The 5,501-nt window shown below is 71.7% G+C and carries 5 protein-coding genes and 1 pseudogene; 4 read left to right on the plus strand and 2 right to left on the minus strand.

Annotation, left to right across the window (positions count from 1 at the left end; genetic code table 11):
• The first annotated feature begins 360 nt into the window (after positions 1-360).
• The 3 genes from C1I97_RS30205 (at position 361) to C1I97_RS30215 (ending at position 3,194) form a co-directional block, all read left to right on the plus strand.
• A complete protein-coding gene (locus tag C1I97_RS30205) occupies positions 361-1,188 on the plus strand; it encodes a glycerophosphodiester phosphodiesterase (RefSeq protein WP_111006279.1) in 828 nt (275 codons plus the stop codon).
• Between the two features lie 226 nt (positions 1,189-1,414).
• Positions 1,415-2,053: an ATP-binding protein gene (locus tag C1I97_RS30210; RefSeq protein WP_111006280.1), complete on the plus strand. Its 639-nt coding sequence runs from the start codon at positions 1,415-1,417 to the stop codon at positions 2,051-2,053.
• Between the two features lie 175 nt (positions 2,054-2,228).
• A complete protein-coding gene (locus tag C1I97_RS30215; RefSeq protein ID WP_111006281.1) occupies positions 2,229-3,194 on the plus strand; it encodes a DUF5926 family protein in 966 nt (321 codons plus the stop codon).
• 256 nt (positions 3,195-3,450) lie between these two features.
• Here the strand turns inward: C1I97_RS30215 and C1I97_RS30220 are convergent, their stop codons facing one another.
• Positions 3,451-4,056, minus strand: a complete 606-nt coding sequence (locus C1I97_RS30220) for a hypothetical protein (RefSeq protein ID WP_258382809.1) — start codon at positions 4,054-4,056, stop codon at positions 3,451-3,453.
• 55 nt (positions 4,057-4,111) lie between these two features.
• Positions 4,112-4,777: a bifunctional DNA primase/polymerase gene (locus C1I97_RS30225; RefSeq protein WP_111006282.1), complete on the minus strand. Its 666-nt coding sequence runs from the start codon at positions 4,775-4,777 to the stop codon at positions 4,112-4,114.
• A 502-nt stretch (positions 4,778-5,279) separates the two neighbouring features.
• Here C1I97_RS30225 and C1I97_RS41930 point away from each other — a divergent pair.
• Positions 5,280-5,501: pseudogene (locus C1I97_RS41930) on the plus strand (phosphatase); the annotation flags it as partial.

Below are 5,501 nucleotides of genomic sequence, written 5' to 3' on the forward strand. Positions count from 1 at the left end.
GCTCTGGGCGGCCGGGTGCGGGGAAGCTGCGGGAGATTCCACCGGCACGGGAGGTGCGGACGGGGCCGGGGGTACCACGTTGCCCTCGTTCTCGGTGCTCACAGCTCTTCTCCTCGATCCACGGCTGTTGTTGTCGGTCGCACTCGGTCACGCTCGTCACGCCTGCCGGCGACCCGGCCTGCTTCAGCTGTGCATGTGCATGTGTATGTATTCAGCTTTTCCCATGGGCCGTCAGAGCACCATAAGCGGCGGCTGTGGGTCCGGGTCCATTCTTTATATAGGTCATCTCACATGAAACGGACGAATCATCGACAGCCTCCGACTGTCCCGCCCACCCCGTCGCGGTGGCACCATGACGCGGTGACCCACGCACGGCAGTACCACATCCAAGTCGTCGCCCACCGCGGCGCCTCCGAGGCCGCCCCCGAGCACACGCTGGCCGCCTACCGGAAGGCGATCGAGGACGGCGCGGACGCCCTTGAGTGCGACGTACGCCTGACCGCGGACGGTCATCTCGTCTGCGTGCACGACCGTCGCGTCAACCGTACGTCCAACGGCCGTGGAGCGGTGTCGGCCCTGGAGCTCGCCGATCTCGCCGCGCTGGACTTCGGCTCCGGACGGACGCGCGCCTTCTGGCGGGGACGGGACGAGGAGCCGGACTGGGAGGTGCGGCCGGAGGACCCCGAGGACACCTCGGTCCTCACCCTGGAGCGGCTGCTCGAACTCGTCGCCGACGCCGGGCGGCGGGTGGAGCTGGCCATCGAGACCAAGCACCCCACGCGGTGGGCGGGGCAGGTCGAGGAGCGGCTGCTGGCGCTCCTGAAGCGGTTCGGCCTGGACGCCCCGGCGTCGACCGAGGAGTCGCCGGTGCGTGTGATGAGTTTCTCGGCGCGCTCGCTGCACCGGGTGCGGGCGGCCTCCCCGACGCTGCCGACGGTCTATCTGATGCAGTTCGTCTCGCCCCGGCTGCGCGACGGGCGGCTGCCGGCGGGGGTCCGGATCGCGGGTCCCTCGATCCGGATCGTGCGCAATCACCCGGCGTACGTCGAGCGGCTCAAGCGGGCGGGGCACCACGTGCACGTGTGGACGGTGAACGACTCCGAGGACGTCGACCTCTGCGCCGGCCTGGGCGTCGACGCCATCATCACCAACCGCCCGCGCGCGGTCCTGCACCGGCTCGGCCGCTGACCGGCCACGGGCCCGTCGGGACTCGGCCGCCGATCGGCCACTGCTCGGCTGCCGATCGGTCGCCGATCGGTCGTAGGTCCGTCGCGAGCCCGTCGCGGGTCCGTCGTCGGCCTCGACCGGGAGGGCCGCACCGCACCATTCTCCCCTTTCGGCCACACCGTGAAAATCCAGCCACATGACGACAGGGAGTGCTCCGGCGCTTTCGGTGCGTGTTCGACCGTTTTGAATGCGTCCTCGGACGACAATCGGCCGGTTTCCGGTACAGGCCGGTGGGGCATCCACACCGTGGCGTGGGGCGAAGGAGGTCTCGGGGGTGGCGTTGGTGGTGGCACAGGAGGTGCCCACGTCGTCGAGCATGGCCGTACCCCATGGTCCTGCGGGCGTGGGGGAAGCACGTCACCGGATGCGTGAGCAGTTGCGCAGAGGCGGTGTGGCGGAATCGGTCATCGACGATGCTGTACTGGTCCTTTCCGAACTCTTGAGCAATGCCTGCAGACACGGCCGGCCACTGGGCGGCGCCCTGGCCGGTGACGGCGACGTCCGGGCCGCGTGGCGCGTGGACGCGGGCGGCCGGCTGGTCGTGGAGGTGACCGACGGCGGCGGCCCGACCCGCCCGGCCCCGGCCACCCCCTCGGTCACCGCGCACGGAGGCCGCGGGCTGAACATCATCACCGCGCTCTGCGAGGACTGGGGCGTACGGGACGACGCGGACGGCGAGGTCACCGTGTGGGTGGTCGTCCACGACGACGTGCACGACCCGGACGCCGGCCACCGCCGCGACGACTTCGCCTCCCGGGTCACCGCACCTGCGGTGTCGGCCCTGCCCGAGCTGGGTTTCGCGGACACGTTCGACGCCCTGGACTGAACACGCACGCGTGCGGCACGCGGCGGGCACGCCGCACGGTGGGCCCAGGTCAGGGGCTGCCGAAGCACGATCGGCCGTCCGCATCGCCCGCCTTGTCCACAGGGTCCCGTCGTCGACGGCGCAAACGGCTAGGCTCGCGCCCGTACGAGACGAGCCGTAACCGGGAGACACCCAGATGGCCAAGAAGCGACCCCAGACGAAGGCCAAGCGCCCGCAGCTCACGGACGGAGAGATCCCGGTGGTCGGCGCGCGTGAGCCGTGCCCCTGTGGCAGCGGCCGCCGCTACAAGGCCTGCCACGGCCGGACCGCCGCGCACGCGGTGACCGAGCTGGTGCAGCGGCCGTTCGAAGGACTTCCCGGCGAGTGCGACTGGGTGGCGCTGCGCGAGCTGGTCCCCGCCGCCACGGCCGGGCTGACCCTCAAGAACGGCCTGCCCGAGGACGTCCCGGCGGTCACGCTCGCCACGGTCCTGCCGATGGCCTGGCCCGCGCTGCGCCGTGACGACGGCTCGGTGCTGCTCGGCCTGCAGAACGACACGGCGTCCGGCGACATCAGCCGCGACCTCGCCGACACCCTGCTGCGCGCGCTGGAGGCCGAGCCCGGCACGCCGGTGCAGGGCCGCCGCGCCCCGGCCGACGGTCCGCGGCTGCAGGACCTGCTCGACGCCGAGGCCCCTTTCGAGCCGGTGGTGCACGAGGGCTTCGAGTTCTGGGTGCCGGACGCGGAGAACGCGACACCGGAGGTCACCGCCTCCCTGGAGCGGGCCAACGCGGCGGCCATCCCGACCGTGCGCCTGCAGGGCGTCGAGGCCGCGTACTGGTGCCGGACACCGGAGAAGAACCACCTGCGCTGGGTCATGCCGCACCCGGAGGAGCGACTTCTGGACGCTCTGGCGCGGCTGCACGCGGCAGGCCGTTCGAGCCTGGGCGAGAACACCCGGCTCGTGGGCTCCTTCCGCGCCCACGGCCTGACGGTGCCGGTGTGGGACCTGCCGAGCGAGGTCGGCGCCCAGGACGTGGAGAAGCCGGCCGCCGAGTTCGCCGAGCGGCTGGCCGAGGCCCTGGCCGCCCAGGCGCCGCTGACCGGGGACGAGCGCCGGGCTCGCGGCGGTCTGACCAACCGGCAGGTCACGCTCAGTTGATCCACCGGGGTGCGGCTGACCGGCCGGTCAGCCGCACGGCTTCACCACAGTAGGTGACTCCAGTCACAACTTCCGGTCACCGCAGGGGAGTCGGTGACCGGAAAGGCGGTCCACCCGGTGACTGGAAAACTGAGATCGAATTTGCGAACCGCCGATCTCTTGTTACCGTGCAAGTAGCCCGGTTGCTGGTGCATCCCCCGTCGCCAGCAACCGGGCCTTCGCATGCGCGCCGCCACTCACGGCGCGCAGTCACTCATCAACCTTCCGTCACCACAGGTGAGTTGCTTCCGGAGCGTAGCAACAGCGTTCCGCTCGCGCCGCGTTCGGCGAACTCCGCGACGGCGGTGTACGCCCTGGGCGCTCCCCGCATGTGCTCCCGGGGTGTCTCGCACGTCCCCGGCTCGTCGTCCCCGTCCGGCGCGCAGTGCGTCCGCACGGTGCGCTCGCCCGGGCCCATCAGGGTCAGGTCGGCATCCAGGGGACGGCCGGTGGCGTTGCGGTAGTAGGCGCGCGCCCAGGTGTCCTGACCCTGGGTCAGCACACAGGTCTGCGCCTCGACCCCGTCGGGCGAGGTGACCTCCGGGCCGCAGCGCGCGGCGGTGGCCAGGCCCAGGCCGAGCAGCAGCGGGGAACGGCCGGGTTCGGCGGACGGAATCCTGTCGTCGCCGCGCGGCAGGGGGCGTACGGCGGGTCGGGCGGCCGCGGGGCTCCGGCCGCCCACCTGGCCCGCGGACTCCACGGCCAGCGGCAGTGCCACGGCACCGGCCACGACGGCCGACAGGGCGAGCAGACGGACCCGCCGGGGGCCGGGACCGCCGCGCGGCAGCGTTCGGCCTCCGTGTCCTCCGCGATGACGCAGCATGCGGGGACGATAACGGCGCGCGGCGGGCGCTTCGCCCGCCGCGCGCCCGACACCCCTACAACTCGGGCGCGCTCACACCCGTACGAGTGAGGGCCTCCACCACGGCGTCGACCACGGCCTCCACGTCCGGCACCCAGGGTGAGGCGGAACCGGGCAGCGGAGCCCGTTCCCAGCGGATCGGTCCGGCCCCGGTCTCGGAGGGGGGCAGCGCGAGGTAGCCGCCCTCGCCGTGGAAGCGGAGGGAACCGGGGACGAAGTCCTTGGCGTAGAGCAGTTCGCCCAGCTGTTCCATGGAGTACGGCTTGACGAGGATCGCCCAGCGCGTGGGCGAGGCGACGACCGGGCCGAGCCGTATGCCGACGAGGTCGAGCGCGGTGAGGGCCCGGGCGGCCGGGAGGGCCGGCAGGCTCACCGCGCAGGGGGCCCTGCCTCCGGTGGCCAGGACGATCGGCGCGGCGGGCCGGTTGGTCCACCACCAGCGGATCATGCGGGCGTCGGTGGTGGCCGCGAGGAGGCCGGGGTCGAAGGGGTGCGCGCCGGGCACCGTGCAGTCCGGGTCGGGGCAGCCGCAGCGGCCGGGCCGCCGCGGATCCGGTGCCACGCCCGGGAGTACGGGCCACCGCCACTGGGCCGCGAAGGTCAGGGCCGCGCTGACCGGCTCGGACCCTCCGTCGCTGCGCTGGGACAGGAGCCTGCGTCGCCTTCCCGGGATCTCGCGCATGAGTGCTCGTTCCTTTCCGTTGCACCGCTGGCAACACCGCTGGACCACTCACACCATGTGTCGATCACTTCACTGTGCGTACCTGTTGGCGCATCACACCCCTGCCTTCAGGCACGGGGAACCCCTATGGGCCGAGCATTGGCTGCTTCCGCGGCAGCCCCGTCCATACTGCGTCTACCAAAAGCATGGGCGTGGCGTGGGGTGGCGGAGCATGGCGATGTGGCGTTGCGCGCTTGCCCTCCGCCTCCATCACGCGAGGATGGGGCACGGTCGTCGGTGGATAGGACGCCCGGGTCCGTCGCCAGGTTCCGGGTGGCCCCCACCACCCCTGGCCTTCTCCGAGTACGTACCCATCACGACCGCTGTGACGCTCTGTGGAGCAGACCCAGTCGACCGCAATGGGCCATCACCCGAGGCAGTTTCAAGCCAACTTCGTATTTTCGCAAGGGGTTCGGGAGAACCCCCAGGAAGACCCTCTGACACCAGGAATCCCGGCAGGACAATGCTGGACATCTCCTCACGAGTGCGTGTACATGTGGAGACACTGCCGGTGGCGCAGAACGACATGGGGGTTTGCGATGCTTTTGAGCAGTACGCACCGGTCGGAAAGCCGGACGCCATGAACGCCCCTCACCCTTCGAAAGTGGCTGGAATCGATGCGACGGTTCCGGCCCCCGCACACACTGTCACGCCCGCGTCCGCCGCCACGGGTACCTCCCCGGCC

It is taken from the genome of Streptomyces sp. NTH33, assembly GCF_003236365.1.
Taxonomy (GTDB): Bacteria; Actinomycetota; Actinomycetes; order Streptomycetales; family Streptomycetaceae; genus Streptomyces.

Excerpts from the sequence above, each read along its gene's own strand:
- C1I97_RS30210 (WP_111006280.1), top strand. The coding sequence starts at position 1,415 with ATGCGTCCTCGGACGACAATCGGCCGGTTTCCGGTACAGGCCGGTGGG.
- C1I97_RS30215 (WP_111006281.1), top strand. The coding sequence starts at position 2,229 with ATGGCCAAGAAGCGACCCCAGACGAAGGCCAAGCGCCCGCAGCTCACG.
- C1I97_RS30220 (WP_258382809.1), bottom strand. The coding sequence starts at position 4,056 with ATGCTGCGTCATCGCGGAGGACACGGAGGCCGAACGCTGCCGCGCGGC.
- C1I97_RS30225 (WP_111006282.1), bottom strand. The coding sequence starts at position 4,777 with ATGCGCGAGATCCCGGGAAGGCGACGCAGGCTCCTGTCCCAGCGCAGC.